This window comes from Phycisphaerales bacterium (assembly GCA_016716475.1).
Taxonomy (GTDB): Bacteria; Planctomycetota; Phycisphaerae; order UBA1845; family Fen-1342; genus JADJWG01.
On record JADJWG010000001.1, the window covers coordinates 111,779 to 138,553 of the forward strand.

19 protein-coding genes and 1 tRNA gene are annotated in these 26,775 nt (G+C 64.5%); 6 read left to right on the forward strand and 14 right to left on the reverse strand.

The genetic code is table 11. From position 1 onward, the window contains the following. Positions 1-205: 205 nt before the first annotated feature. Positions 206-3,646: a PD40 domain-containing protein gene (locus IPM18_00480; protein MBK9118074.1), complete on the reverse strand. Its 3,441-nt coding sequence runs from the start codon at positions 3,644-3,646 to the stop codon at positions 206-208. A gap of 655 nt (positions 3,647-4,301) precedes the next feature. Between IPM18_00480 and IPM18_00485 the strand changes: the two genes are divergently transcribed. Continuing rightward, the gene (locus IPM18_00485; protein ID MBK9118075.1) at positions 4,302-5,012 is read left to right on the forward strand and encodes a cytidylate kinase-like family protein; all 711 of its coding nucleotides are present in this window, start codon (positions 4,302-4,304) and stop codon (positions 5,010-5,012) included. Positions 5,013-5,033: 21 nt separating this feature from the next. On the opposite strand, the gene IPM18_00490 is transcribed toward IPM18_00485, so the two are convergent. Beyond that, positions 5,034-8,423, reverse strand: a complete 3,390-nt coding sequence (locus IPM18_00490; GenBank protein ID MBK9118076.1) for a protein kinase — start codon at positions 8,421-8,423, stop codon at positions 5,034-5,036. Between the two features lie 3 nt (positions 8,424-8,426). Then, positions 8,427-9,029, reverse strand: a complete 603-nt coding sequence (locus IPM18_00495; protein MBK9118077.1) for an RNA polymerase sigma factor — start codon at positions 9,027-9,029, stop codon at positions 8,427-8,429. Between the two features lie 739 nt (positions 9,030-9,768). On the opposite strand from IPM18_00495, the gene IPM18_00500 reads away from it, so the two are divergent. Together IPM18_00500 and IPM18_00505 are read left to right on the forward strand one after the other, a co-directional pair. Then, complete coding sequence (locus IPM18_00500) at positions 9,769-12,495, forward strand: right-handed parallel beta-helix repeat-containing protein (GenBank protein MBK9118078.1); 2,727 nt, start codon at positions 9,769-9,771, stop codon at positions 12,493-12,495. A 666-nt stretch (positions 12,496-13,161) separates the two neighbouring features. Continuing rightward, positions 13,162-13,425 carry a NifU family protein gene (locus IPM18_00505; GenBank protein MBK9118079.1) on the forward strand — a complete coding sequence of 88 codons (264 nt, stop codon included), beginning with the start codon at positions 13,162-13,164 and terminating at the stop codon, positions 13,423-13,425. 208 nt (positions 13,426-13,633) lie between these two features. On the opposite strand, the gene clpX is transcribed toward IPM18_00505, so the two are convergent. The 4 genes from clpX to IPM18_00525 form a co-directional block, all read right to left on the reverse strand. Next, a complete protein-coding gene (gene clpX, locus IPM18_00510; GenBank protein ID MBK9118080.1) occupies positions 13,634-14,917 on the reverse strand; it encodes an ATP-dependent Clp protease ATP-binding subunit ClpX in 1,284 nt (427 codons plus the stop codon). Positions 14,918-15,153: 236 nt separating this feature from the next. Beyond that, the gene (locus tag IPM18_00515) at positions 15,154-15,501 is read right to left on the reverse strand and encodes an SHOCT domain-containing protein (GenBank protein ID MBK9118081.1); all 348 of its coding nucleotides are present in this window, start codon (positions 15,499-15,501) and stop codon (positions 15,154-15,156) included. Between the two features lie 94 nt (positions 15,502-15,595). Then, on the reverse strand, positions 15,596-16,351 hold the full coding sequence (locus tag IPM18_00520) for a hypothetical protein (protein ID MBK9118082.1): 756 nt from the start codon (positions 16,349-16,351) through the stop codon (positions 15,596-15,598). Positions 16,352-16,577: 226 nt separating this feature from the next. Then, the gene (locus IPM18_00525) at positions 16,578-17,399 is read right to left on the reverse strand and encodes a transglutaminase family protein (protein MBK9118083.1); all 822 of its coding nucleotides are present in this window, start codon (positions 17,397-17,399) and stop codon (positions 16,578-16,580) included. A 276-nt stretch (positions 17,400-17,675) separates the two neighbouring features. Here IPM18_00525 and IPM18_00530 point away from each other — a divergent pair, with 276 nt between their 5' ends. Continuing rightward, positions 17,676-18,617 (forward strand): HEAT repeat domain-containing protein, encoded by a 942-nt coding sequence (locus IPM18_00530; protein MBK9118084.1) that lies wholly within the window; start codon positions 17,676-17,678, stop codon positions 18,615-18,617. Here IPM18_00530 and acpS read toward each other — a convergent pair. From acpS to IPM18_00550, 4 genes are all read right to left on the reverse strand, one after another. Next, complete coding sequence (acpS, locus tag IPM18_00535) at positions 18,588-18,974, reverse strand: holo-ACP synthase (protein MBK9118085.1); 387 nt, start codon at positions 18,972-18,974, stop codon at positions 18,588-18,590. The genes IPM18_00530 and acpS overlap by 30 nt on opposite strands. A 46-nt stretch (positions 18,975-19,020) precedes the next feature. After that, a protein-coding gene (prfB, locus tag IPM18_00540) for a peptide chain release factor 2 (protein ID MBK9118086.1) occupies positions 19,021-20,146 on the reverse strand; the annotation gives its coding sequence in 2 pieces (ribosomal slippage) (positions 19,021-20,067 and positions 20,069-20,146; 1,125 coding nt in all). Between the two features lie 353 nt (positions 20,147-20,499). After that, the gene (locus IPM18_00545; protein ID MBK9118087.1) at positions 20,500-21,030 is read right to left on the reverse strand and encodes a hypothetical protein; all 531 of its coding nucleotides are present in this window, start codon (positions 21,028-21,030) and stop codon (positions 20,500-20,502) included. Between the two features lie 247 nt (positions 21,031-21,277). Next, positions 21,278-22,651, reverse strand: coding sequence for an MmgE/PrpD family protein (locus tag IPM18_00550; GenBank protein MBK9118088.1), 1,374 nt, complete (start codon positions 22,649-22,651; stop codon positions 21,278-21,280). A gap of 328 nt (positions 22,652-22,979) precedes the next feature. Between IPM18_00550 and IPM18_00555 the strand changes: the two genes are divergently transcribed. Further along, entirely contained in the window at positions 22,980-24,362 is a 1,383-nt protein-coding gene (locus IPM18_00555) for a mechanosensitive ion channel (protein MBK9118089.1), read from the forward strand. A 36-nt stretch (positions 24,363-24,398) separates the two neighbouring features. Here IPM18_00555 and IPM18_00560 read toward each other — a convergent pair whose 3' ends face one another. Beyond that, positions 24,399-24,956: a hypothetical protein gene (locus IPM18_00560; protein MBK9118090.1), complete on the reverse strand. Its 558-nt coding sequence runs from the start codon at positions 24,954-24,956 to the stop codon at positions 24,399-24,401. Positions 24,957-25,127: 171 nt separating this feature from the next. Between IPM18_00560 and IPM18_00565 the strand changes: the two genes are divergently transcribed. Next, a tRNA-Glu gene (locus tag IPM18_00565) sits at positions 25,128-25,200 on the forward strand. Positions 25,201-25,299: 99 nt separating this feature from the next. On the opposite strand, the gene IPM18_00570 is transcribed toward IPM18_00565, so the two are convergent. Beyond that, positions 25,300-25,974, reverse strand: coding sequence for a hypothetical protein (locus IPM18_00570; GenBank protein MBK9118091.1), 675 nt, complete (start codon positions 25,972-25,974; stop codon positions 25,300-25,302). A 218-nt stretch (positions 25,975-26,192) separates the two neighbouring features. Further along, positions 26,193-26,729, reverse strand: a complete 537-nt coding sequence (locus IPM18_00575; GenBank protein ID MBK9118092.1) for a hypothetical protein — start codon at positions 26,727-26,729, stop codon at positions 26,193-26,195. Positions 26,730-26,775 lie beyond the last annotated feature (46 nt).

The following is a 26,775-nucleotide window of genomic DNA, read 5'->3' on the forward strand; positions in this document are numbered from 1 at the left end:
TACCACGCAGACCGCCAATGAAAGAAGTGGACGGTCGCTTCGGCCTCACTGAAGCCATAGTACCATGCCGTCGGGGTCGGGAAACAATGAAAACAACGGAAAACCGGCCCGGCACGCCAGTACACCACGGCCGGTAATGGTGGGGCCCGCGCATCGTCCGCGGGCGCCCGCCAGCGTGCACTTCGCAGACAGCCGACTCCTCGGCCTAGCGATCCTCCGGCCGAATGCCCATTCCACGGCGATCCGGATCGGCCGGGCGGGTCGGTGGTACGTAAGGATTACGCTTGACTTCGTCGAGCAGGTGGGCGATCGCGGCGTCGAGTTGCGGGTCGCCGCCGGCCACCATCTTGCTGGGGTCGTCGATGACCTCCAGATCGGGATCGACGCCGTGACCTTCAATACCCCAGGTTCCGTCTAGCTTGTAGTAGCCGAAAGTCGGCACACTGATCCCCGTACCATCGATCAGTCGCGGGTTACCACTGATGCCGACGAGGCCCCCCCATGTGCGTGCCCCGATGAGCTTACCGAGGCCCACCTGCCGGAAGAGGGCCGGGAACATGTCGCCGCCGGACCCGGCCCAACCGTTGATCAACATGCATTTGGGACCGAAATGGGCGAAACCCGGCGTCGGCCAATCCATGTCCGCGCGTACCGCCCAGGCGTTCAACTGGGGACGGTTGAGCAGTTCGATGAAACGCGTCGGAATCTGACCGCCGCCGTTCCAGCGTTCGTCGATGATGAGCGCGGCCGTGTGCATCTGACCCTGGAACTGCCGGAAGAGCTCATTCTGTCCCTGGATGCCGGTGTTCGGTACATGAATGTAGCCCACCTGTCCCCCGGTTCGCTCCTCAACGTAAAGGCGCTTCGTTTCGACCCACGTGCGATAGCGCAGCCCCGCGTCGGAGTCGAGCGGCTGCACGAGCACCGTGCGGGCCTCGTCGTCCATCGTCGGCGTGGCGCTCATGGTGAGTTGCACGGTCTTCCCGGCGAGGCCCTGGAACGCGGCCCATGGATCGCGCGTGGGATCCAGCGGTACGCCGTTGACCGCCAGCAGATACTCACCGACCTTCACATCGACTCCAGGCAGCGCCAACGGGCTGCGCGCATCGGCATCCCAGGGCGCCCCGCCGAGAATCCGCGCGATGCGATAGGCCCCATTCTCCAGGGCGAAGTCCGCCCCCAGGAGACCCACCGAAAGCGACACGGGCGCCGCTTCGTGCATACCGACGTGGTAGTACGCGTGCCCCACGTTGAGTTCACTGATCATTTCCCGAATGATGTAGGCCACATCGTCACGCGAAATGCAGTCGTCCAGCAGGGCGGCGTACTGCTCGTACTGGCCGTACCAGTCGACAGCGTGCAGGTTTTCGACGTAGAAGTAGTCGCGGAAAATCCGCCAGGTATCCCGCACGAGCTGGCGCCACTCCGCGCGCGGATCGATCAGCACGTGCAGCTCGTCCGCCGGGACGGCTTCGTCCGTCTTCTGCCCGGCGCGGGCTTCGACGATGTGAAACTTGTTGCCTTTGCGCACGAGCACCTTCTTGCCGTCGGCTGACAGGTCGTATCCGCCGACGTCTGCCAGCACCGTCTTCTCCTCCTTCTTCTCATCGCCGAGGTTGAAGATCTTGAGTTCGGTGCCATCGCGCGCCCCGGGCGGGCCGCGGCGCAGGTAAAGCAGGTGATTCTCATCGTTGACCGCCAGGCCGTAGTAGGTGCCGCGTCCCACGGGCAGCACGATGGCCCGCGCCTCGAAGCCCTCCAGCAGGATTTCCACTTTCTCGCGCGGCTGTTTCTCGCCATCCTTCTTCTTGGCATCGTCGGGCTGGGTGGCCGGCGCAGTGGCCGGAGCGGAGTCAGCGCCAGTCTCATCGTCCGGGTCGGCGTCGTTTCCCGGTGCGGACTCCGCAGCTTCATCGTCGTCCGCCGGGGACTCGTTCATCTCATCATGCTGCCCCTCGTCTTCCTTCTTCTTGTCGTCTTTCCACTCCTCCATGTCGTTCTTCGGCAACCACGGATGTTTCACGTCGGCCCGCAGTGGCACCGCGAGCAGCGCCCCGGTGCTCGCATACACGAACGATTCATCCATGGCACTGTAGATCGGCGCCTCGACGTTGAGACTGCTGGTGTAAAAGAGCCAGTCACCCTTGCGGTCGAACGTCGGGGCGTTCTCGTCCGTCATGCCGCGCGTGACCTGGTGCTTCACACCGGTCTCAACCTCGTACAGCCAAAGCGCCCGCTGCCGATTCGCACCCGTGCGGGCATACGCGATCCAGCGGGAATCATGCGACCAGCTCAGGCCCGGGGCGTTGCCGGACGGTTCGCGCTCGAGCTGCGTCAGTTCCCCGCTCTCCACCGCGCACAGGTATAACGTGCCAAAATTGTCCGCAAAGGCAATGTGCTTCGAGTCCGGCGACCAGCCCCGCATGAGCCGGAAGCCCGCGCCGAGGTCCGTGAGCTTCCGGGCCGCGCCCTTACCATCGGATGAAGTCACGTAGAGCTGGTACTCACCGGTCTCGTCGGAGAAATACGCGATCCACCGACCGTCCGGACTCCAGGCCGGATCGCGCTCCGCCGCACCGCTCGTGCGGGTGAAGTTATGCGGCACCCCCTCCTTTGCCGGCACGCTCCAGATGTCCCCGCGCGCGGCCAGCACAACCCGCTTCCCGGTCGCCGACAGCCCCCAACTGTCGATGTTCTCACGGGCATTGGCACGTTGGGGCCGCAAGGTCGGACGATCCCCCGGTATGGTCACCTGGACTGCGGTGGGCTGCTCTGTCGCCAAGTCGAAAAGGTAGAGCTCCGACCCGAGCTGAAATACGATTTCGCCCTCACCGGTTGCTCCGGGTCCCATCGCCGGCCAGCGCACGTCGAAGTCCTTGTAATGCGTGAGTTGGCGTTGCTGGTCCGTCGCCAGGTCATACTCCCACAGGTTGAGCCGGTGATCAGATCCAGCATCGGATACGAAGTACAGTTTGCCGTCATGCCACATCGGCAACGAATCCGTGCCGCTCCAGTCGGTCAGCCGGCGCGCGGAGTGGTCCTGCAGGTTGAAGACCCACACGTCGGCATGCATGCCACCCTTGTAACGCTTCCAGGTGCGTTGGTCCGCCACGCTCGGCGTATACGCCAGCCAGACGCCGTCGGCGCTGATAGTGCCGTTGCCGCCGTAGGGCACCGGGAGCTTCTCCGGCAGGCCACCGGTTGCAGCTACGGTGAACATCTCGAAGTAAAGACTGTCCTGCACGCGCTGTGCGTGGAAGATGAGACGCCCATCCGGTGTCCAGTCGCTCAGCATCTCGGTCACCGGGTGATGGGTGACCCGCTGGGGCACACCACCAGTGATGGGAATGACGTAAAGGTCGGTGTTCCCGTCGTAGTTGGCCATGTACGCGATGGACTGGCCGTCGGGACTGAAGCGCGGGAACCACTCGACACCTGCCGGATTGGCCAAGGGTGACGCGACGCCGCCGGAACGTGGCACGATCCACAGGTCGTTGGCGTAGCGAAAGACGATGTGTGTGGCGCTGACGTCGGGGGACTGAAGCATGCGGGCGTGCGGCTGAACGTCCGCCCGGGCTGTGGGGACCGACAGTCCGACGGCCAGCAGCAGGAGGACGACGGCAGACAGGCGGGGAATCAAAGACATGAGCAGATCCTCATTCACGATAGGGCGCCGCGCCCGACGCAGCGCAAGGCGGGCAGTCTACCGCCACCGATCCATTTCGCGAATGGGGTGCCACGGCTGACCCCTTCCCCCACCTGGCCTGGCCGACATTTGCCTGTTCCTTAGCCCGATGCTCAATCGCCCCGGTTAGGGTGCCGCCGGATTTTGAAACACCTGGCGCGGTCGCGCGTCTCGTAGGAAGGAGAAACACAAAATGCACCGCAACAAGGTCAGCCGCCGAAACCTGCTCGGAGCAGGCCCGGTGCGGAGTTATTCGGCGGGTATCAGCGGAACACGGACGCTTTCCGCCGCTTCGCAACCATCTATGGCCTCAAGCATGAGAACCCGACGATGACGCCGGTGGTGGCGGCCCCATTCGTCCCGCAACGCCGCCCAACGATGGTACACTGGGTGTAGTCCCGCCGGATGGCACGGTGCCGGAGCGCAACGTGCCGGCCGCCCCCGGCGGTGCTGTTTCCACCCGCCCCAGTCCGTCCCGCGGGCGGCCGCCTGGTCCCCCGGTACCCGCGTGCACCCTCAGACCCGCCGCTTGATTGAGACTACGAGACTATAATATCGAGAGAGCTGGCGCCTCAGCCAGCCGTCCGAAACCGGGGGCTGCTACTGGAGGTGCCGCATGCCGCCGCCAGGAACTCCACCCGACATGGATGTGGCTCGCCTGATTGAACGACAACTTCGGAACTGGGAATTGGCGCGTGCCCTGCCGCCCGCACCCGAACCTGCGCACAAGGTTGAACTCCACGCCTTCATCACCATTTCGCGCATGGTCGGCGCCGACGGGCGACGGCTCGCCAACGCCCTCAGCGCTGAACTCGGCTGGCCGGTCTTTGACCGCGAGATTCTACAGGCCATGTCCGGCGACGATGCGATCCGCGCCCAGTTGTTCGAGCACCTCGACGAGCGCGATGTCGGCTGGGTCGAGGACACGCTGCGCTGGCTCGTGGCCGAAGGCGCCAGCACCGCTCACTACGCGCACCGCCTCCACGAGACCATTCTCGCGCTCGCGCGCAAGGGCCCGGCGATCTTCGTCGGCCGCGGTGCGCACCTGATCCTGCCGCACCACCGCGGCTTGCGCATCCACCTGATCGCGCCGCTCACCTACTGTGCCGAGAATCTGGCCGCCCGCTTCAACCTCACCATGGACGAGGCCCGCACCGAGGTCGAACGCATCCAGCAAGAGCGTTCCGGCTTCCTGCGCCGACAGTTCGGAGCGCGTGCGAACGATCCGCTCCAGTACGATCTCGTCCTCAACGCGGCGCAGTTCGATCTACCCCAACTGGTCGCGCTGGTGCTGCTTGCCCTGCGCAGTCGTGAGCCCGCCGTGTGAATCCGCACGGCGGCGCGGCGCTTACTCCTCGCCGGCCGCGGCGTTCCAGACGGAAAGCACGGCCGCATTACCCGTGATGTGGCGCTCGAAGTACTGCAAGTCATGCACCTGTAGCTGCTGGTCCCGACTGCCGGAGACGAGATAGCGCCCGTCCGGGGAGAAATCGAGCGCGAACACCATGTCGGCGTGGCGCGCCAACCGCAGAAGCTCGCTGCCGTTCTCGGCATCCCAGAGGATGATGACTGACGTCCCATCCGCCACCTGGCCGCGCTCTCCGGAGGCCACGAGGGTACCGTCCGGACTGAAGCGTACCGCGAAGACATCCTGCTGGTGGCCCGAGGCGGCCCACAGCGCGACCCCGGTGTCCGACTCCCACCGGCGAACCGTCGCGTCAACGCCACCACTGACCATGGACCGACCGTCGCGACTCAGGGCGAGTGTACGCACTCCTCCAACATGGGCGGGAATGCGCCGCACGAGCCGAAAATCACGCGCATCCCACACGGCGATGCTGCCATCCATGCTCGCCGACACGAGCTCCGTGCCCGCTGGGGTATACAGCAACGCCGTGATCCGCCCTCGATGGGCAGCGTGTGTCGCCCGCACCCGCTCAGCCGCCACATCCCAAAGCAGGATCATGCCATCGTCGCCACCGATCGCCAACGTGACTCCATCCGGTGCATACGCAACCCTTTGTGGACTGTAGGGTCGGACTCCGTTCCCCGCAGCGCCGCGTACGATCGTCTCCCGCAGGTTGATTGTGACTGCGGGGGTATCCACCGCCCGATCCCAGATCCGCAGGTTGCCGTCGTTCGCGCAACTGGCGAAGTGTCGGCCATCGGGCGCGAAGGCCACGCTGTACGGGACATCGGTATGCCCGCGATAGGCCCGCGGCTCCCCGTCCCGGCGCAGATTCCAAGCCCAAATCACACCGTCCTCCCCAGCCGCGAGAACTTCCGTACCATCCGGCGCAACAGTAATTTCCTGAATGGCGCGCGCGGTCGTGAGCGCCGCCGCTACACCAAGTGGCAATTCACTCCCCAGTCCCGTCTCCCACACTCGCAACATCCGGTCTGTTGCCGCACTGGCCAGATACGCGCCGTCCGGACTGAAGGCCAGTCCGGTATAGGCCCCGGCATGACCCGCGAGAACCCGTACGACCGCGGCGGTTTCGAGATCCCAGATCAAGATGCGCTTGTCCGCTCCCGCCGCCGCCAACCACCGGCCGCAGGATGTAAAAGCCAGCCGCTGGATGGCGCCCAACGAGCCCCCCAGCACCTCCTGCGGAGCCAGCGTTTGGGCATCGAACAGCAGTACCGACCAGCGCAGGGAGAGCGCGAGCCGTGTGCCGTCCGGACAAAGCGTGAGGTTGCCAATCTGCACGCGCGGCTGGGGCTCGGTGATCGGCTGCTCTTCCAACGCGGCCCCGCTGCGCCCATCCCACACGCACAGCCGCAAGTCATAGCCACAGGAATAGAGTCGGTTGCCGTCCACGCTGAAACACAGCGCCCCCAGACTCGCTCCGTGCGCGACCCACGAGTGCAGAAGTGTTGCGGAAGCGGTGTCGAAAAGGTGGATGGTTCCGCCCACCGTTCCCAACGCGACGCGCGCTCCGTCGGCGGATTGCGCGAGACAGGTGAGCGGCTCGTCTCCGGCCTGGTACTCCTGGCCACGGTGTCCCGTGCGGAGATTCCAACTGCGTGCCAGCGCGCCGTCACGCACCAGCAACGTGTCCCCCTGCACCGCCAGCACCGGTACGTTGGGGAGCGCTGCAAGTACACCCGCGACCGTCGGTGCACTCTCCGCCAGCGACCAGGTCAGCACGCGCCCCGCGCTGTCAACGCAGCGCAATGTGCCGTCGGGCCCGAAACCCGGCAGGTGCGGTACGGCAGCCCCCGATACCCAAGTCCCCACGCATGGGTTGCGCGCGTACAGCTCCCAGAGCGCCCAGTGTACCTGTCGACCCACCGGCGTGTCCGGAAGGTGCGCGCGAGATTCCCGCCACAGCAGCGCTTCGGCACTGCTCATGTTGCCGCCGGCACCCAGCAGCCGGGCCCGCTCGATCGTGCTCTTGGACAAGGCGAGGGCGAGGGCCTGCGCCTGCCGCCCCGTCGCGGCCTCAAGCACCGCCGTGTGCCGGTACAGCACGGCCATCACCCCCCCGAACAAGGTCAGGAGTACCACGCCGACACACGCGAACGCCACCGGCCAGCGGTAGCGCTGCAAGGTCTTGCGCAACATGTAGGTGGCGCTGTCACGTTTTGCCTCGATCGCTTCACCGGCAAGATAGCGGCGCAAATCACGGGCCAGTTCGCCGGCGATGTGATAACGTCGGTCGCGTTCTTTCGCGAGGCACTTCAGTACGATCGTATCGAGTTCATCATCGACCGGCAGACCGCCACGCGCCGCCGCCACCACGCTTGGTCGCGGCGGGTCGCGGTGCAGGATACTATCGACCGCGGTGCGCAGGTTGCTGCCCGGGTCGAAAGGCAGTTCCCCTGTGAGGAGTTGAAACAGCAGCACTCCGAGCGAGTACACATCGGTCCGCAGATCCACGCGCGCGCTCGCCCCCTCGACCTGCTCCGGAGAGGCCCACGGCAGTGAACCCACAAACTGGCCCGTCCGCGTCATGGCCGAGTCCGCGCTCGCGTCCAGGGTCTTTGCCAGGCCGAAATCCAGCACGAACGGCTCACCACGCCGGTCCACGCGGATGTTGCTCGGCTTCAGATCGCGGTGAATCACCCCGCGCAAGTGCGCCACGTGTACGGCATCACACACCTTGATGAACAATTCCAGGGCACTGTGATGGAGAGGCCGACTGGCACGGGTGGCGGTCGTCGCGGCGGCGCTCGTGGCGCGCGCCGTCGGTGGGACGGATGCATGGGTAGCAACCCGCGCAGCTTGCAGGGCCGCCAGGGCTTCATCGAGCGGCACCCCGTCAACGTAATTCATCACGAAGTACTGGCAGCCGGCCACAACACCGGCATCGTGCACCGCCACGATGTTGGGATGGTTCAACCGGCCCAACAACTCCACTTCGCGATCGAAGCGCGTGCGGTCCGCCAGTGTCGCGCCGGGGCCCTGCCGTGTGACCTTGATCGCGACCTCCCGCATTGTCGAACGCTGCACAGCCAGATACACCACGCCCTGCCCGCCCCGGGTGAGTTCGCGCTTGATCTCGTAGCCGGGAATCTCGAATGCCGCTACCGGCCCCGCCGGGCTGCTCAGAGGCAACAACCCGCCGGCTGCAAAACGGGCGAGGAACTCGTTGTCGGCACGAATGCGCGCCAGGTTATCGCGGCACATCACGCACACCGAGAGGTGTGCCTGCATTTCCTGGTCACCGGCGCCACGGGCTGCCAGCGTCTCCAGGACTTCCACGGACAGACAGTGTGCGGGTACCGTGGACATGACTCAGGCGCCCAGGGGACTTTCGTCGTACCGCTGGACAATCTCGCGCAGCCGGTTCACTACCCGGTTCTTCGCGTTGTAGATTTCCTGCGGTGTCAACTCCAGTTCCACGGCCACCCGCTCGACCGGCTCCCCCCCCAGGACCACCCGCTCGAACGCCCGGATCGTGCGCTCGCTCAAACGCGTGGAGGCGCGCAGCTCCGTCACCGCTTGCTCAAAAATGATTCGCCGTTGCTCGGCCTCCCACACGGCCTCGGCGTCGAAATCATCCGGCAAGGCCGCCAGCGCCGACTCGCCGCGCAGGACGCGCCGCTTGCCGACGGCCCGGCGCAGATCTCCCAGCCGAAATCTCGCAATTCCGATCAGCCAGGACCGCAATCGTCCTTGTTCACGGTCATACTTCCCCTTGCGATAGTCTTCGACAAAGGTCGTGAGCGTTTCCTGGGCGACGTCGGCCGCATCGGCCTCGTTCAATCCCATGCGGCGCAGGAACCCGACGAGGATCGGACGGTAGCGCCGATCGAATTCACCCCACGCCGCGCGGTTCCCGTCTTCATGCAGACCGGCTAGCAAGGCGGTTGTCGTGGGCACGTCCACCGGGTTCATAACGCACTCGTTCTGGGGTTGTAAGCGCATTCTACACCGCTGGTTACGGGGCTTCAAACGTTGCTGCCCTGTGACCGCCCCGCAGCGTCCGCAGCCCTCTAATACCGGCACGCACTGCCTACTCAGCCCCAGACTCTCGGACGGTCGTTCGATTTTCCTGCCAGGGTGGAGAATCCACCCGGGCTTGATGAAGGCACCGAAGCACCAAATGGGGGGCATGCCTGCCAGTGCGTAACAGCTTCGCGACAACCCGCGTTACGATGCGGTGATTCTTCGCCGGAGCATGATCTGGAATTGGATGGCCGTGCCGGTGGACGGGAAACCCCGGCCAAGCTTCTGACATCAAACGGAAGTGCAAGCCGAGGATGGGGGCCCGCGGTGGTTCGCAGTTCTCCCACTACCCGGCGGCGCCACTCCCCGGCTGCACGATTGTCCACCCGCCACAGATCGAAATTCCATTGAGCCCACCCGTCCGATGCGGCATAATGGAAGCTGGCAAGGCGGGCGTGAGTTCCGATCCCTTCTCACGCCCTCCGCAGAAGGAGGAGTGCCTGCGCTGGGGTGCAGGTGCTTCGATGTCCGCATCGGCGGCAGCCGAGAGCCATTCTGGTTCACTTGCCGCTTCACATCGGTTTCAGGCGCGCACGTGCGCGCGATTAATGCAACCCGGATGGGCTGTGTGGCCGGGCCACGGCGTTCCCACAACTGATTGGATCGAGTGGCTGGAGGAGGATTGAGAATGAGCGTGCGTACGAAATGCATCCTGACCATCACCTTCGTCGCCTTTGCGGCCGCCAGCGCTTCGGCTGCCGTGCTGCGCGTCCGGGCCGGCGCCCCTGCCGGCGGTAACGGTACCACCTGGGCAACCGCGTATGCGCATCTTCAGGATGCACTGCTGGTCGCCCAGCCCGGCGACCAGGTCTGGGTCGCGGCCGGAACCTACTACCCCGACCGCACGGATCTGAACCCAGCCGGCAGCGGCCTCCGGGCCGACAGTTTCGTAGTCGGCGATGGTGTCGAGCTGTACGGCGGCTTCACCGGCACGGAGACGTTGCTGAGTCAGCGGAATTCGAACCCGGCGACCAACGGCACGATCCTGAGCGGCGATATCGGCGTCGCCAATGACAATGCGGACAACAGCTACCACGTGCTGTCGCTGCTCGGCACCAACAGCGCGCGGATCGACGGCTTCACGGTGACGCGCGGTAACGCTGATGATGTCGCCGATCCCCACCGCAACGGCGCGGGCCTGCAGGCCTTCAGCAGCGCCGCCACGGTTGCGAACGTGCATTTCGTGAACAACGTGTGCCGCTATCAGGGCGCCTCGGCGTACGTGAACGGAAGCCCCTCCCCAATCTTCGAGAATTGCGAATTCCGCGACAACACGTCGAACACCTTTTACGCCGGCGGCCTGATGTTCGAGGGCCTAGCCAGTTCCAGCATCAGCAATTGCCACTTCGAGGGCAATCTCGCGTTCCGCGGGGCGGCCGTGTCGGTCAACGGCGCAACACTCACCATCACGAACTCGACTTTCGTGAACAACACCGCCGGCGCGAACGGCGGCGCCATCCGAACGACCGGCACATTCAACGTGTTGATCGAGAATTGCTCGTTTACCGGCAACACCGCCCAGGCCAACGAGGGTGGTGCGATCGCCTCCGTGGGGGTTTCCACGCTCACGATCCGCAATTCGACCTTCACCGGCAACGCCACCACGGCAGCGGCCGCCGATGGTGGCGCCGTCTATTCCGCCTGTGAGACGACGGTGATTGAGAACTGCACCTTCACCGCAAACACGTCCGCCGTGGGCGGTGGCGCGCTGCGCCTGATCGGCCTCACCTCGGGCGGCAACCCCGTCCCGCTGACCGCGACGATCACCAACACGGACTTCATCAACAACGTGTGTCAGACGCAGGGTGGCGCAGCCCGGACGACGGCGAACCGCTTCCTGACGATCCAGTGGAACAACTGCCGCTTCCTCGGCAACCGGTCTGAGACCGAGGCGGGCGGCGCCATTCGCACCGCGTTCACGGAGGAGCACTTCGTCGACTGCCTGTTCGAGGGCAACTTCGCCCGCTGGCGGGCCGGGGCCTTCTACAGCGCCGAGTCCAGCGCTTCGAACTTCACCGGCTGCGTCTTCCGCAACAACATCGCCGACGCCACCCTGCGGGACAATACCGACCGCATTGGCCGCGGCGGTGCAATTTTCATCGTGCAGGGTACCCCGTCGGTCATTACCGACTGCCTCTTCGAGGGAAACGAGGCCATCGGCATCTTCCTGGATGATCAGGGTCAGCCGACAGAGAACCCGAACAGCTACGGCGGCGCCATCGCCTGCTGGGCCACTTCGAACTTTCCGGCGAGCGTGGTCGTTCGCGATACGACGTTCCGCAACAACAGCGCCTACTGGAGCGGGGCCGTCTGGCTTGCGGGGTCCGGTCTGCCCAAAGATCAGGTCTTTGTGAACTGCAATTTCGAGAACAACAGCTCGGGCACGTATGGCGGCGCGCTGCGGCTCACTTCCAACACCGCGCTGCGGGCGTTTAATTGCACCTTTACCGGCAACTCCGCGACGCTCTACGGCGGCGCGATCGCCAGCACCGCGACCTCCAATGTGCTCGAAGATGTCGTCAACTGCGTGTTCTATGGCAACACGAGCGAGGAGGGTGGTGCGATCGGTACCGTCGCCGGCGGTAACATTAAGAACAGCACCTTTGGCGGCAACTCGGCAACCGCTGTCGGCGGTGCGCTCGCGATCAGCGATAACGCCTTCATCACCATCGCCAATTGCCTCGCTTGGGGCAATACCGCCGCGAACGGCGGCAACCAGATTGCACTCGCCGACTTCGCAATTGCGATCTTCGCCTACAACAACCTGCAGGGCGGGGAGGCGGCCTTCAGCATTACCGAGGCCAACCCTGGAGATGTTTTCGTACTTTGGGAGTCCGGCAACATCGACGCCGATCCGGTCTTTGTCGACGTCGCCCATGGTGACCTGCGGATCAACGCGGGCTCTCCCTGCATCGATGCAGGGGACAACAATGCCCTGCCGTTCGACTTGTTTGACCTCGACGGCGATAACGATGTGAGCGAGTTGATCCCGATCGACCGCAATGGCGATGCCCGTTTCTTCGATGATCCCGCCACGGTCGACACGGGTGTCGGAACCCCGCCGATCGTCGATATCGGCGCCTACGAGTTCTCTGAAGAGATCATCGTGACACCGACCGCGTGCCCCGGCGATGCCAACGGCGACGGTGTCGTGAACTTCGCTGACATATCGCCCTTCATCGCGGCGATCAAGGCCGGCAACGCGGGCAACTGGAACTGCAACATCGCCGGCGGCTTCGGCCCGTATCGCAACAGCGATGCCAACGGCGACCAGGTGGTGAATTTCGCCGACATTTCGCCGTTCATCGCGCTCCTCAAGGCCCCGCCGCCGCCCTGTGTGAGTACCTGCCCGTAGCACCCATCGTGCGAACCCGCTTCGGCGGATCGCAAAGCCGCACTTGCTGCGAGCCCCGGTCGTAACCCGGCCGGGGCTCGCGGTGCGCGCGGTCACCGGGTCACCGGCCTACTTCCCGATAGCCGAAACCACGGCACTTTCTGACAGATCGCCATCTTGCACGACCTACTTACCTGCGAGTGAAGGCGAGCTGCGGGTTCGCACCGGTTCAAGCTCCGGCCAGCGCTCCGCGGCTATACAAGCAATGGAGATTCACCTGAATCACCTTTTGCTCCGCATCACCGCCGGCCTGGACACCGTCGCCCCTTGCGCAAGGATGTGTGTGTGCTGAGACCCGTGGTTTGAGTCCGACAGCGACAGCGCTGCGAGATGCGTTTGGGCCCTGGGAGGGGCCACCTGGACCCCGGCCAGCGCTGGCCGGGGTCCTGCCTTTGCAGCTCCGATTATGTACACAGAGCAGGAGGATTCGGTCGATGAGTTCCATGATGTGACGCGGCAGCGTGTGAACCGTTTCACCTCGCGAGCGACACACGGAATCGCTTGGGGTCTGGTTTGCCTTGCCGCTTTTTGACCGCTACTCTCTGAAGTGAGGGAGCATTTCATTACCGCGGGGCGTTACGCGAGTTGCTAGCTCGCGTGCCAACGGCTCGCCGGGAGAGACATGTCATGAACGGACTACCCACTAGCGCGCCGGCGAACGATGTGATCGAGCGTGCCCGTGATGCGATCGAGAGCTATCGCCCGTTCATACGCCCGGACGGCTGCGACCTCGAATTCCTCGGCGTGAAGGATGGCATGGCTCGTATCCGAATCCTCGGCCTGGAATCCGGGTGCTGCTTGCAGGCGGAAGTCACCCTGCAACGCATGGTGGAACGACACCTGCGCGCGGCAGTGCCGGAAATTCGCGGTGTCGTGAGCATCTGCGAGTAAGTGTCAGCGATTCCGGTGTGACGGTGGCTGGTACCAAGCACTGGCCGCGCTGCCCGTGCAAAGAGAAACGACCCGCACCAGGGGATCTGCGATCGATCCTGAAACTCCGCGCCTTCGTAGGCCGGGCTTGCGGGTGGGTCCCCGTCTCCGCTGAAAGCGCCCCTCACCCGCCCTCTCCCCAACGGGGAGAGGGAGATGGAGATTGCTTCTAGGCCGATTCCTTTCGCAATCGTCCCGGAGCAAGCAGGTCCGCTTCCCCGCGCACCACTTCCGGCGTGACCTTGTACGTAGTGCCCTGCTTCAACTCGGGCAGTTCGAACATGCAGTCCAGCATGAACTCTTCCGTCACACTGCGCAGCGCCCGCGCCCCAGTATCGCGTTGCAGGGCCTGCTGGGCGATCTCCTCGAGGGCCTCGCGGCTGAACTCGAGCTTGCCCCCCTCCAGCTCGAACAGCTTCTGGTACTGCTTGCAGATCGCGTTGCGCGGCTCGGTCATGATCTGGATGAGGGCCGGCACGTCCAGCGGCTGCAACGGGCAGATGATCGGGAGGCGACCGACGAATTCGGGGATCATCCCGAACTCGATAAGGTCATCGGGCGTGACCTGGTCCAGCAGCCAGCCCAAGTCGCGCAGTTCGTCCTGATCCCGCCCTTCGGAATTGAACCCGATCTTCTTCCGGCCCAGCCGCTTGCTCACGATCTTGTCGAGGCCGACAAACGTGCCGCCGCAGATGAACAGGATGTTGGTCGTATCCAGTTGAATGTACTGCTGCTCAGGGTGTTTCCGACCACCCTGCGGCGGAATGTTGCTGACGGTGCCTTCAAGCATCTTCAGCAGGGCCTGCTGGACACCCTCACCGCTCACGTCGCGCGTGATGGAGACGTTGTTCCAGGTCTTTCCGATCTTGTCGATCTCGTCGATGTAGACGATGCCACGCTGGGCCGCTTCGATGTCATAGTCCGCGGCCTGCAACAAGCGTAGCAGGATGTTTTCGACGTCTTCCCCAACGTACCCCGCCTCGGTCAGCGTCGTCGCATCACCGATCGCAAACGGTACGTTCAGAATGCGGGCCAGGGTACGCGCGAGCAAAGTCTTGCCCACGCCCGTCGGCCCGATCATCAGGATGTTACTCTTGTCGATCTCGACGTCTTCGCTCGTCATCGCATCGGCATGCGCGAGACGCTTGTAATGCGTATGGACCGCCACCGACAATGCCCGCTTCGCGTGCGTCTGACCAATCACGTACTGGTTGAGAAAGTCATAAATCTCGCGTGGCTTGGGGATCGTCTTCAGTGTCGTGCGGCCTTTGCCCGCCCGCCGCTGCTCTTCGCGGATCAGGTTGTGGCAGAGCTCGATGCAGGAGGAGCAGATGAACACATCGCTCGCCCCCTCCACCATCGGGCCCGCGTCGCGGTGGCTCTTGCCGCAGAAGCTGCACACGCTCGACCGGCGGCCGCCACGATTGCCCGTTGTCCCACGACTTCCACTCATGAACGCTCCTCAGCACGCACGGGCGGAGTTCGCCGACGCCGGGCACGCACTCCCGCTGTCGTCACACCACACCGCCTCATTGTAGCGGCCACCGGCACCAATTCCAACGCATGTGGTCGGGCCGGGGCGCAGAACCGCTCCTCTATCATCGGTCGCAAATGGCTGGCTGCTCCCGTCCTTGAGACACCCTTTGCGCCCGCGCTGATACCGCGGAATCCCTCCGTTCCCGCCCCCGATCAGTTGTTGTGGGGGTCGCGGGGTCCGGCGCTCCGCGTCTCCGCCCCGCCATCCGGGTCTACCTCGCGCCCTGCTGCGCCCTCCGCATCCAACTTACCCAGCAACGCCGCACGCATCGCGGTGTACTCACGCTCACTGATCTCGCCCCGCGTACGCAGTTCGCGCAGATCCTGAAACGTAAAGTTCTCCCCAGCCGCTTCCCGGTGCGCCCAGCGCCGTACCGCCATGGCCGCGACGAAGCCCCCCAACGCCAGCAGCACCACGACCAGGAACCACAGCAGTAATTGCCCGAGCCCCTCAGGCGTCAGCACCCCGAGCACGACCGCGCTGTCTCTGGTCCAACTCAACACCGCAGAGGGTACTTCCCGTATACGTCAGCACCTGCGGCCGTCCCGGAACGACCGCAGGCAAGCCGATTTCAGCAGCCGAGCTGGTGCACGCTTAAGGTCCGGCCACTTCTTCCTCGCGCACATAGCCACCCAGCCGCTGATGCACGAGCAGCGTGTTGCGAACAATCAACTGTCGCTGGAAGGCGTGAATCGTTCCGAGGCCGCCGTTCTCCACCCAACTGTAGGGCTCGACCGTTTGCTGAATCAGGTCAACCAATTGTCGCATCATCGGCCCCCCCATGCCATCGGCGTCGTAATCCTGATCCTGGCCCTGGTCCTGCTGTTGGTTACCCTGACCGAACATCCCACCGCCGCCACCGCCGCCACCGCCCTGGCCAAGACCCTGCGTAACGTCGAACCCCTGATCCTGCCGGGCGCGCGGCAAGACCAGCAGGAGGTCCGAGACGTCATAGATCTTCGTCACCATCTCGCGGTTGAGATCCTCCTCCGTGGAGAAGATCAGCAACCGTCCGCTGGCCCGGTATGCGAGCTTCACTTCCGAGCCGCCGGCTTCGTTCATGATCAGCCACAGAACCTGCGACAGCCGCAGGTTGCGCGCCTGCATGCTGATGGGTGCATCACGCTCGATTCCGGCATCGGTGAGATTCTGCCACCGCACGATGATGTTCAACTGCGTGAAGTCAGTCAGCCAATCCATGACCTGCTCGAGCGGCGTTTCGGTCATGCTGACTTCCGGCACACGCTGGTTCAGCAGCGCCAATGTCCCGGGAGCGCGTCGGGCGGGCTGCGCGAAAGCAGTCGCACCCGTGAGCAACACCAGCGCTCCGATGCAAAGATAGGTTTTCATGGCCGTGCCTCCTGTTGGCGTTGCCAGCGGCGGTAACTGGCCACCGCCCATGGGCCATTATAGTGCCATCGGACACGGGGCAATCCTACCCATCGGGGTCTTCACCCGTGTTCCTCTGCCCCTTGGACCGACGTGCCCGGACAAAAGTTCCCGGAACCCCTCCCGCTTTTTCACATTCTGAAACAGCCCCGTCTGCCTCCCCGCCTTGGCTCCCCCACCACTGGGCTCAGTTCAGGGCAAGCAGAGCAGCCCGGAGCTGCCGGAGGTTTGTGCGAGCCAGGGAACTGTCCTGCCCATCCGGTTCACGCTCCAGCAGCAGTTGCAGGTGGGCACATGCACTACGGACATCCCCGAGCCGGTAGTGCACGGTCGCGAGGTCCTGGAGATACCGCACCTCGCGCGGCTCGACAGCCACCAGTCGCCGCAGTACACCGGCCAGCCGCGGCAGGTCATTCTGTGCCATGAAGATGCGGCGCAGGTTCTCCAGCATCCTGCGCAGCACCATCCGCGTGTCGGCTGGCTTGAGGTGGCGCGCCGAAAGCGACACGCTCCCTCCGGACACACCCCGCAGGAGTTGCCGGCAGTCACTCAAATCGAGTGAGCGCGCCTCATGAAACGGATCGACCAGCACAAAGCGCTCCGCATCGTCGATCCGTACCAGGAAATGACCCGGCAGCGGTACCCCGTGCACCGGCCACTTCAGGCGCCGACCCACTTCGATCCAGACCATCGCCAACGAGATCGGGATTCCGCGCCGCGTGTCGAGTACTCGATTGAGGTAGCTGTTCTCCGGGTCATAGTAATCGTTACGGTTCCCATCGAACGCAAACTCGTCGAGCAGCACGGCGCGCATCGCGAGATAGCGCAGGTTGGCCGCAGCGCCGGCACGCTGCGCGGCCACGGCTTCCGCGAGTTCATCAAGCAGGCGCAGGTAACGACTGATGTTCAAACCCGGATATTCGTCACGTGCGAGATGGAGTGCCGCACAGTCCAGCCGGATCTGCGAGCTTTCCAGTTCCATCAATAGATCAAACGGGTGACGGCTCATCTGGTCCCCAAGATGAGTGGCCTCTTTCGCAACCTTCCACTCCTGCGAACAATTCGATGATAGCGACTTGAGCACGGCAAAAAACCCCTGCACAGACAGCTTTTTTCGCGCTCGCACTTATGAGACGCGCAGCTTCTGCGCGCGATCGCCTCCACGCCCGACTCCCCAGCGCGGGGCCGCGCACCCAACCGCTTGCTGGTGACCTGCTTAGCTCGCGTAGCGGTTGCCGGACACACCCTGCCCGGTGGGGACAAGGCCCGCTAACATGTGGTCAACATGGCACTTGATACTCCACAGCAAAAGCGCGCACGCCACATCTGGGGCCGGCTGGTCATCGCGGTGACCATCGCCACCTGCGCCCTCGCACTCTTCTGGCGCCAGGAAATCCGAGCGCATTACTGGGCCCTGCGCCTTTCTTCCACGCACGAGCTCGACATGCGCGCCGCCTACCTCACCGCGCTGTGCAACCTGGGATCGGCAGCGCGCGGCGCAGCGCGCCGACTGCTCGCGCAAGAGGATACTGAACTGCGCTCGTATGGCATCCTGATCCTGCAGGCCTTACGTGACGCGCGCAGCCGCGCGGACCTGCTACCCCTGCTCTCCGATCCCGACCCGGCGCTCCGGCGCCTGGCTGCGGTCGCACTCGCTGCCCACCAGCACGATGACGTCGTCCCTGCGCTGGCAACGCTGTTGCGCGCCAGTGACGCCGACACGGTACGGGCCGCCGCGCTCACGCTCGAGCGACTCGGCACGCCCGCCGCTGTAGAACTGCTTGCGCGCGTGTGTACCGAACTGCCCACCGCGGAGGCCCGGGCAGCGGCTGCGGATGCGCTCGGTGGCATCGGCAGACCGGAGGCGGTTCCGGCGCTGGTGGCCCTGCTTGAGGATCACGCTGCCGTCACTTCCTGGTCCGCCGCGGACGAAGCCGTACAGAAGTTGTTAGGCCCACTCGCCCTGCAGGGTTGGACGGTCATGCCGACGACACTGCCGGCGACCGGCTTGCCGCCCACCACTGTAGCGGAGCGGGCCGCTGTAGCGCTGCAACGCATTACGGGGCTCGCGCCGCCATTCGCTTCGAGTCTGCCAACGGACGAACGGGGAGCCGCACAGGCGAAGTGGGCAGCCTGGGTGAAACCACCCGCTACGACTGCTCCGGCTGGGCCACCAGCCGAGTGGGGCGTGCTACCCTCAGTGCCCGCTACCCAACCCCAGCGCTGAGGCCTGCGCATACTCCCCCGCGTGGGTAATCGAGACAAGCACCTGGGTGATCCCCCGTTCGGCCGCCAGTTCGGCCGCCCGCCCCAGCAGGCGCACCTCCGGCCGCCCGGACTCCCCCGCCACCGTCTCGATGTCAGTCCATTGCAGACCCCGGCTCCAGCCGGTTCCGAGCACCTTCATGACGGCCTCTTTGACCGCGAAACGTCCCGCCAGATGCACGGCCGCGCGGTGTCGCGCAAGGCAGTAGGTCCGTTCGACCGGGGTGAACACCCGCGCGAGGAAACGCTCGCCATGCACCGTCCACACGCGCTCCAGCCGCGGCAGGTGGACCAGATCGATACCGTGCGCCACGATCATCATGGGGCCGTGTACCGCCCGGTACGGTGCGCGCCGGCCAGCGGCGTCACGATTTCTCTCCGCGCCGCAGTCGCTGCCGCAGCCGTGCGTCGATAAAGGGTTGTAAATCGCCGTCGAGAACGCGCTGCACATCCCCGATCGCGATGTTCGTGCGGTGATCCTTCACATGGATCGTGGACCCATGCACGACATAGCTGCGGATCTGATTGCCCCACGCAATATCGCCCTTTTCACTGTAGATTGCCGCCAGTTCAGCATCCTGCTTGGCCTTCTCCATCTGCTCGAGCTTCGACTGCATGATACTCAGCGCGCGGCGCTTGTTCGACGCCTGGCTGCGCTCGCTCACGCATTCCACCATCATGCCCGTGGCCTTGTGACGCACACGCACCGCCGTTGCGACCTTGTTCACGTTCTGCCCGCCGGCGCCGGAGGCACGCCGGAAAAACTCGATCTCGACGTCGCCTTCCGACAGCTCGACTTTGGCGTCCTCGATTTCCGGCAGGCAGTCCACCCCGACAAACGATGTCTGCCGCTTGCCCTGCGCGTTGTAGGGACTAATCCGCACGAGGCGATGCACACCCATCTCGCAGGAGAGATAGCCGTACGCATACGCCCCCTCGATGAACAGCGTTACGGACTGGACCCCCGCCTCGTCGCCATCGCGCCGGTCAACTTCACTGGCTTTGAACCCCACGGACTCGAAGTACATCAGGTACATGCGCAGCAGCATCTCCGCGAAGTCGCAGGAGTCCACACCACCAGCCCCCGCCTGGATGCTGAAGTAGCAATTGCGCGCATCGTTCTCGCCGGCAAGCAACGTCAGCAACTCGACCTGGTCCGTTCGCTGCGCGATCTGGGCCAGTTCCTGCTGCACCTCGGCCGCACCTTGCGCGTCACCCTGTTCGTCGGCCAGTTCGATCAGGATGGCCGCATCGTCTGCCCGGCGGAGCAGTTCGCGCACGGGTTCCACCTGGGCGCGCACACCTTTCATCTCGAAGACAACTTGTTGCGCCGACTCCTGGTGATCCCAGAAGCCGGGCTGCTCCATGCGGCTGGTCAGGTGCGCCAGCCGCGCGATCTTGCTTGGCAGGTCAAAGAGAGTCCCGGATCGCGTGGATCCGGGCCGTAAGCTCGGCCAGTGCCGCGGCAGGGTCATCAAAAGTTACAGCCATGATTCCTAAGTTTCGGTGACGCGCGGACGCACACTGGTTTGTTTCAACGTGGCAGCCGGTCCACCCCGACCGCCTGGAGCGAAGCATCCGGTCAAGCCGGCCATGATAGCAGATTCTCAAGGACGAGAAAGGCACCAACTCGATGTGCAGACCACTGCCCGGGATCTGGGCGTCTCGGAGCCACCGGGGGGCCGATCTGCACGCGTTCTGGATGGAGCATGCGCACCGCGTGCAGTCTCCTCCCAAGGGGCGAGGAGGAGAGGGGAGGTTCTGAATCCGTTTGCAGGCGATCCTCCCCCGCCCTCCCCTCATCAGGGAGAAGATCACCGAAATGGCACCGGGTTACCCGCTACTCAGTCGGGGAAGGTCAATCCCGATGTGAAGACGTACTCGACATCAACCTCCCAAGCCGACTCTACACGAATGGCCTTGACGAGGAATTTAGCGTAGCCGTCGCGGCACTTCACCACATAAACATGCCCCACTTGCAGCGCCGCCAATTCGAGGCCCACCCCGCCATCCCAGGTGTCAGGCACCGTAGTGACTGAACGAAGCGCAACTGCGCCCATGTCCTTGCTGAAGCTGTCCTCGGCCGTGTTTGCGGCCGGACGGAACCACACCTCCGTGTCGGTCATGCGCCAGTTGTTGGGCAACGGCGGCCAACCGATGGTTTCACCATCACTGTTCTCGATATCCGCGGTCGGTGTCCCGGTGAGCCCCAGTGAGAAGTCGACCCCGGCATGCACCAGGGTTAACGCACGAACAGTGCCCGGCGACGGGTTCCCGGTTTCCAGCCCCGTCCAATCGCCCGGGCAGCCGGCAACCAGCACCAGCGGAAGTGCAACCATGAGAAGTGGCACGAGCATGCTTCGAAGGCGGCGCATCAGGCATCTCCTGCGGGAGTCTCCGTTCGGAACCGCTCTACGCCCGACTGCGGCTGGCTCCGCAGCACTCGAAACAGCCGGTGCGCCTCGTCCGGCTCCACGATCCTCCAAGATACGGCTATCGGTATCGTCGGAAAGATCACTGTAACGCGCCGACACCACGTTTCGAACTTGCTACACCGTCAGTTCTTCACGCCATCCACCGTACTTGAAAACCTGCCAGCGTGATGTTCGCAGTGAAGTGTGCCTACCGGTCTCGCACCGTGAGCGCGAGCAGCTCGCCCACGGTGGACAAGGACTCCAGTTCGTAGACGGTCGCCCGCAGGCGCTTTCTCCGATCCGCGCTCAGCAGTGGTTCCGCCAGCGCATCGAACTTGTCCACCAACTCACGATCCGTCATCGGGTCACGCGGATCCCCCTTCGGCACATCGAGCTGGTGCGTGAGCTTACGGCCGTCCACAGTCGTGATCGTGACCCGCGCACACTGCTTCGCCGGGAACGCCCGTTCAAAATCAGCATTCGCCACGACCCGGACCTTTTTCATCTGCGCCCGCAACCTTGCATCCCAAAGCTTTTCCTCGCGGAACTCCCGCGGCGTCACACGCCGCTCGGCGAGCGCCGCGGCCAGGCAGTACGGCAGACTGTGGTCCGCCGATTCCTTGGACTGCGGATCGTACTTGGCCGGATCGGAGAGAATGTCCGCCGCCCGGGCGATGCTCTCCACGAGGACTTCAGCGACTTGCTCCGCCCGCAGGTCATGCGTTTCCATGAGGTGCAACGTGGCGGACAACGGCGAGTGCATCAGCGCTTCCACCGGGAAGCTCTTCATGCCGCAAGCGCCGATCATCCAGCGATCCCCGAGTCGCTCTGTGATCCAGCTCCAGTCCCACGCCGCTCCGAGACAGTGCGACATCCCCTCTTTGCCCTCGAAGACGCCCTCAGGGCCGGTGTAGCCGCGCTGCGCAAGCAGCGCCGCCTCCACCCCATCGCGCGTACTGAGTGGGCTGACCGTGTTTTTCATCATGGTCAGCTTGCCGGCGACGGCGCAGCCGAGGGTGAAACGGTGGCAGGCCGCGATGCCAATCGCGTGCTGCATTTGCTCCGCCGTAAGTCCGAGCATACGGCCGGCCACCACCGGGGTTGCGAAGGCCATCAGGGTCGCGTGGTGCCAGCCCCGCTCGCGGATGCCCGGCACGGCCACGTGACAAAGTCGCATCGTGACATCCCATCCGAGCACGAGGCCGACGAGCAGGTCACGACCGCTCAGCTTGTGCCACTCCGCGATGGCGAGTGGCGCGCTCGCCAGGTCCGATGGGTGTGAAGGATCCTGCTGCCAGTAAATGTCGTTGTAGTCCTGCGAGCGCACCATCAACGCATTGAGCATGCTGGTCGCGACGACGTTCATCCGGTCGCCGTGACCGATGATCGTACACGGGCCGGACTGCTCCAGCGCGCGGTAGTGTTCGAGGAAGAGCGTGCAGTCGTGGACTTGCGCGCCTCCCAGGGCGCAAGCGAGCGTGTCGATGAGAAAACGCTTGGCGGCCGCAATGGCTTCAGGGGTCAGGTCCTCGAAGCGCACCGCGGTGGCCCATTGGGCCAGCTTACCACTGATCGTCGCCATGTGGGTTCTCCGCGGCGGGGCCCGGGTTGGCACCGCCCCCGCCGAATGGCGGAAGGGTACCACGACATTCTCAACCTCGCACGGGGCGCGACATGCGGTCCGAACGGGTAGTCGGTTGGCTCAGCCCGAGGGGCAGCGACGCCGGTCTGGGTCCGGGTTGCACCGCCTTACGGCTCAGTGGGGAATGCTGAACGCGGAGCGGCGCAGCGCTGGCAGTACGCACCCATCTCCCCACTTCAATACTTGGCCCAGGCACGGGTACGGTCTACCATACGCGCGACTGCATCGCGCACTTCATAACCGCAACCCCCCATGGGAGTGTTCCGCCATGCGTACGCTTCGATCTGCTCCCGTCGTCACACTCCTGATCGCGGTGCTCTGTGTCACGAGCACACTCGGTGACAGCCCGGCTCCACAGACGAATGCCGATCCGGCCATTCCGATCGAGGATCTGCGACTCCTGCTCAAGCCCCTGACGAAAGCCGAGTTGGCCGTGGAGGCCGATGCCTGGCGCGACCTCCTGAAGGCCAAGGTGGCGGAGATCAGCGTGGCGGAGATCGCCCTGCGGCAGGCCAATCGCGAAGCCCGCGCCACGCGTGACCGGCCGGCCGATACTCAACCGGCATCCACGGACGAGACCGCGATCGGTACATTGCCGACCGCGGAGACGCAACCGGCAGCCGAAACACGTGCCGAGGAGCGCCGCAATCTCCTCGACGAAATCACCAAGTTGCGCGAGCAGCGCGTGGGCCTGCTGGACCGGCTCAAGGCCGTCCTCGCTGAATTCGAGCTCAAGGGGGGTGATACGGCCGACTATGAAAAATATGCCGCGGCCGTCTCCGGCATTACCGTCGATCTGACCGACACCACCGCCACCTGGACTGCCATCGTCGGGTGGCTGCGATCCCCACAGGGGGGTATCCGGTGGGCGTTCAACATCCTCTGGTTCTTCGTCACTTTAATTGTTTTCTGGATACTGGCGGGTATCGCCAGCCGTGCCACACACCGCGCCTTCGCCTTCGGTAAAAACATCTCCGATCTACTGCGCACGTTCTCAGTCAACCTTGTGCGGCGCGTGGTGCTGCTCGCGGGACTGCTTGTCGCCCTGACGATGCTGGAAGTGAAAATCACACCCGTGCTCGCGATCATCGGTGGCGCGGCCTTCGTGATCGGCTTCGCCCTGCAGGGCACGTTGAGCAACTTCGCCAGCGGTCTGTTGATCCTGGCCTACCGGCCGTTCGAACTCGGAGATGTCGTCAAGGCGGGTGGCGTCTTCGGTACGGTAGAATCCATGACGCTGCTTTCGACGTACATCAAGACAGCCGACAACCAGCGGGTGATCGTCGCGAACAACGCCATCTGGAACGATGTCATCACAAACGTGACCGGTCTACCCACGCGGCGCGTCGATCTGGTCTTCAGCATCAGCTATTCCGACGACATCGACAAGGCCACGACCGTCCTCGAGGGAATCGTGGCAACCCACCCGCTGGTCCTGAAGGACCCTGCACCCGTCGTGAAGCTCCATGAACTCGGCGAGTCTTCGGTGAATTTCGTTTGTCGCCCATGGGCGCGAACGTCAGACTACTGGACGGTCTACTGGGATGTGACGCGGTCCGTGAAACAGCGTTTCGACGCCGCGGGTATTTCGATCCCGTTCCCGCAGCGCGACGTGCATGTGTACACGCGCGGTGCAGCGCCTGCATCCTGACGGCCTGCCGGTACCGGCCGTCCCGCCGAGTGGCGGCTACTTCCGGGCACGCCGACCCAATGCGCAGGCGATGTCGAAGTCCACGAAGTCCGCGTGGTGGAAGATGATGCTCTCGAGCGTCCGCTGCACGTGCTCGCCCTCCTTGCTGTGCGTCGCCACAATATGCATCACTTCGTCCGGCAGCCCGTGCTTCCAGCACAGTCCCACCCCGCTGAACGGGTGTCGCAGCAGGTCACCCCGCGGCCCTTTGGCCGGCTGCCCGTTCACACCGCGGATGTACTCGATCGGCTTGCCGACATCCGCCAGCAGCGCCCCGGCCAGCAGGTGGTCACGCTGCAGGGGTACCCGCTCCCCGTAAGCGTCCTTGAGCACCTCGTAGATTGCCAGCGACATGCGGGCGCACGTCCGCACGTGCTCCACGAAGCGGATGTCGATTTCACCGGCCAGCAGCGTAAACGGAATCGTCTTCAGCTCGGCGATTGTCCAGCCGCCCGATCGAATCGCGTCCTCCCAGACTGCCAGTACCTTCGTCCGCAGGGCAACCTCGCCGATCTGCTCCAGTTCGGGGAACAGCGCCGCAATCTCCGCCCGCATCGCCGACACTCCCAGACGGACCCACGAACTCCGGCCACGCCACCGGGCGCAGCTCTTACTGGCATCGTAACGCGCGGCCGGCCGGGCTCGCGAGCGGGTCCGGTCGGCACGATTGACTTCCCCCGACCGTACCCCTACGATTCCGCGACTTTGGCACGCCAAAGCGCTACCGCCCCCATCGTCTAGAGGCCTAGGACACCGGCTTTTCAAGCCGGCGACACGGGTTCGAATCCCGTTGGGGGCGTGCCTTCACCGGTCGCCGGGGCGTTCGCAGATGCACCCGCACCTTCACGGGGTCATCCGCCCGAAGCTCACACACCTACGAAATCTTGTCGCTGGGCGATCAGACATTCACGGGAGGCGGTTCCGCGGCAGCGGGGTTCAGGCCGCGCCGGGCGATGCCAAAAGCGGTCGCCACACCGAGGAACGCGAAGAGCAGGTCGATCGGATTCAAATCTTCTCGCACCATGAAGACCAGGGAGTGGGCCGAAAGCAGCTCGCGGCGGTGCTCGCGGGACTCGTGCTCGATCCATTGCGCGAGGGTGGGTTGGTGCTCGTGGATCCAGCGCAGTTGCGCGACGCGGTGTTCATGGAACTCCTCAAGGTCTTGCGTGGGAATGTCCGCCGGTTCGTCGGCATCGGTGAAGCCACGGTTGATCATGAATTGCGGGTAATCGGCTTCGGAGGAAAGCGCGATGAAGGCCGCAGCGTCCTCACGGAGTTCTTCAAGTAGCTCCGTTGTGCAGACTTCGCGGGTTTGTTCGTCAATCGCGTGCTCCACGGACCACTGCATCGCGACGAGTTTGCCCATGAAGATCGAGGCGAGCGCGAGGACTGCACAGGTGATGCCCAGCGGCACACCGCGACCTCCGGCCCACGCGGCCGCGACGCCGACCAATCCACCGATGCCCCATGCGAGGTAACCGATTTCCACGCTGGCATAAAAAGCCACAAGCGCCCAAGCGAGGGCGCCGACGAGAGCCCCAAGCACTGCAAAGACGATGGCTCTGACGTGCATGCGTAACCTCCCGTTGGGGGCCGCACCGGCCCAGACTTCGAATGGTGTGCACCCGACCATTCCCGTTTGATCGGACCCGGCTCCGCTGACGGGCCGTGCTGGATCATTCTACCGCGCCAGGTCGTCGGGCGCGCGGGAGGGGTGAACGCCTGTGCGGCCCCCCTTTCGGGGGCCGAAGAAGGGTCGGGGTGACCTGTAACCGGGGAGGATCGTCGCCGTTATCGTACAGGGACGAGTCCGTTCAACCTGCTCGGTGCGGAATCTTCCCGCATGATCCGCGCGGGAGGGACTTCACCCGGCTCGAAATCCAGCGGTATCGGTGCGTCGGGGTGCGCGCCGTACCAGTCCAGACTCAGGCGGTGCCACCAGTGCAGGGATCGTCGCCAGCGCTCGATCGCACGCTGCAACTTCTGCACGTACGGACTGCAGGGAGCACCCATCTCACGAAGCAGCGCCCGACACCCGGCAACATTTCGTGCGAGCAGAAGCGCGGTGGCGTAGTTGGCCTTGAACGTTGCCGGTAGATTCGGCTTCAGGCAGTAGCCGCTTTCCCCGACACACAAACTGATGTAGTGCTCGAGCGCGCGCGCGGTCTCGCCGCTGCGCATCAGGGCGACGCCGTATGCGTTGCGGAGCTCGGGCGAGTCCAGTCCGCAGTTCTTGAAGTGGCGGGCCGCGTCTTGCGGCTTGCCCTGATCGAGGAGGGATTCCATCCGTGCCAGCGCTTCGCTGGCCGTCGCGGGCTTGCTATGCATGGGAGATTTGATCCTATGGGGGGCCGCGCCGCCATGAGGCGGGGCC